Origin of the sequence: Phytoactinopolyspora endophytica (genome assembly GCF_004138495.1) — a bacterium.
GTDB classification, from domain to species: Bacteria; Actinomycetota; Actinomycetes; order Jiangellales; family Jiangellaceae; genus Phytoactinopolyspora; species Phytoactinopolyspora endophytica.
Window position 1 is genome coordinate 114,303 of record NZ_ML142858.1, and the last position, 2,418, is coordinate 116,720.

At 69.4% G+C, this 2,418-nt stretch carries 2 protein-coding genes; both read right to left on the reverse strand.

The features are described 5' to 3' along the window. Positions 1 to 230: 230 nt before the first annotated feature. Positions 231 to 2,000 (reverse strand): phospho-sugar mutase, encoded by a 1,770-nt coding sequence (locus ELR45_RS19550; RefSeq protein WP_205856889.1) that lies wholly within the window; start codon positions 1,998 to 2,000, stop codon positions 231 to 233. A 109-nt stretch (positions 2,001 to 2,109) separates the two neighbouring features. Continuing rightward, positions 2,110 to 2,418 (reverse strand): phosphorylase family protein (locus ELR45_RS41095; RefSeq protein WP_476704133.1); only part of this gene is annotated, 309 nt, incomplete at its 5' end.

Genomic DNA, 2,418 nt, shown 5'->3' on the forward strand with positions numbered 1-2,418 from the left:
GACCGTCGTCACCGCCGCAAGCGGTCACGGCGAGTGCGCTCAGCGCCGCCGCGGTGACGACAGCGCGGCGCATGGTAGATCGTTTCATGGTCGGCACGGCCAGTGACGTTATCAGACGGGTGCCCGTGTGGAGCGCCGCTTACCGGTGCGAGCGCCCACCAGGTAGGTGGTGAAAGCGTCGTGAAAGCGTTAGGAAGCGTCGGCTGGTGCGGCCGCCGGCTGCATGCGATCTACAGCCCGATGGCCGCCGAGACGTCGGCGCGCAGCGCCGCGAGGCGGGAGGCAGCGACGCTACGTGCGGCCGGTACGTCGTCCCCCGGCACCTTCACCACCGCCTCCAGGTAGCACTTCAGCTTCGGCTCGGTGCCGCTCGGCCGGATGATGACCCTGGACCCGTCCTCGGTCAGGTACCGCAGTCCGTCGGTCGGCGGCAGGCCGTCGACGCCGCTGTGCAGATCCTGCGCGCTCGTGACCGGTGTACCGCCGAGTTCGGTCGGAGGGTGGCGGCGCAACCGGCGCATCGCGTCGCTGATCAGTTTGAGGTCGTCGACCCGGACGGAAACCTGGTCGGTGGCGTGTAGCCCGTGCGTACGGGCGAGATCGTTCAGGACGTCCCAGAGGGTCCGGCCGGAGGCCTTGGTGACAGCGGCGAACTCGGCGAACAGGACAGCGGCTGAGATCCCGTCCTTGTCGCGGACCGACTCCGGGTCGACCACGTAGCCCAAGGCTTCTTCGTACCCGTAGGTGATGCCCGGAACGCGAGAGATCCACTTGAAGCCGGTGAGCGTCTCGACGTGCCGGATGCCGTGTTCGGCGGCGACCCGGCCGAGGAGACGGGAGGAGACGATCGAGTTGACGAAGACCGGTGTGGCGGCCGAAACGGCTCCCGACGGCGTGGTGCCTGCCGGTCCCACACCAGGGGACACCGCTGGGCGCAGCCTGTCGGCGAGATGCTGCCCGAGCAATGCGCCGACCTCGTCGCCGTGCAGCATCTGCCACGTCGATGTGCCGGTGACGTCCGGCATGGGCAGCGCGACGGCGAGCCGGTCGGCATCGGGGTCGTTGGCGATGACCACGTCCGCGTTCACCCGGGTGGCGAGCTCCAGAGCCAAGTCGATCGATCCCGGCTCCTCGGGGTTGGGGAAGTCGACCGTCGGGAAGTCCGGATCGGGGTCCGCCTGCTCCGGTACCGGGTGCACGTCGGTGAAACCCGCGCGGGCGAGTGCCTCGGCGACGGTCACCCCGCCCACGCCGTGCAATGACGTGAGCACGATGCGCAGGCTCTCCTCGGCGGCGTGGCCGGTCTCGGGCTCGAGGGCGACGGATGCCACCCGGGCAGCCGAGTCGATGTAGGCCTCGACGACCTCTTCGCCCACCATGCTCCACCCGTCGATCGGCCGGCGGACATGCGAGGTGAAGTGGACGTCGTGGATGTACGAGGCGATCTCCGCGTCGATCGGCGCGACGATCTGCGACCCGCCGTGGGACCCGCCCAGGTACACCTTGTACCCGTTGTCCCGGGGCGGATTGTGGCTCGCCGTGACCATGACGCCGGCGTCGGCATGCAGATGCCGGATCGCGAACGCCAGAACAGGGGTGGGCAGCTCGCGGGGCATCAGTAGCGCATCGATGCCCATGGCGGTCATGACGGCTGCGGTGTCGACCGCGAACGTGTGCGATCCGTGCCGGGCGTCGTAGCCGATCACGACCCTGTGGTGCTGGCCGTTCACCGGCTCCCGCATCGCGTTGAGGTAGCCGGCCAGGCCGGCCGCGGCACGGATGACGACCGAACGGTTCATCCGGTTCGGGCCCGCTCCGAGCTCACCTCGCAGCCCGGCGGTGCCGAACGCCAGGAAACCCGCGAAACGGTCACCGAGGTCGGCGAGTGCGTCGGCGTCTCCCGCGCTGGCGCGCCGGAGCAGGTCGTGCAGCTCGGCGCGGGTGGCCGGGTCCGGGTCGTCAGCCAGCCAGTTGTGGGCCTCGAAGAGCACGTCGTTCATCGGCGCCGTCCTCGGATCGTCGGGCATCCGCGTGGGTGCAACGTATCGCGCGGAACATCAAGGTTCGTCGATGTCACCGCGAAATGGCAACGCTGGGCGGCAGGAGTCACTACAGGCGGCTGACGATCCGGGCCAGCAGAGCGCTGATTCTGGGTGCCGCCGCCTGGCCGGCCTCGATCACCTCGGAGTGGCTCAGCGGTGTCGGGCTGATGCCTGCCGCAAGGTTGGTGACGAGCGAGATACCGAGAATGTCGACGCCTGCCTCCCGCGCCGCGATCGCCTCCAGCGCCGTGGACATGCCGATCAGGTCCCCGCCGATCCGCTTGAGATACTGGATCTCGGCCGGAGTCTCATAGTGCGGCCCGCGCAGCTGGACATAGACGCCCTCGCCGATGGACGGATCGACTTCGCGGGCCAG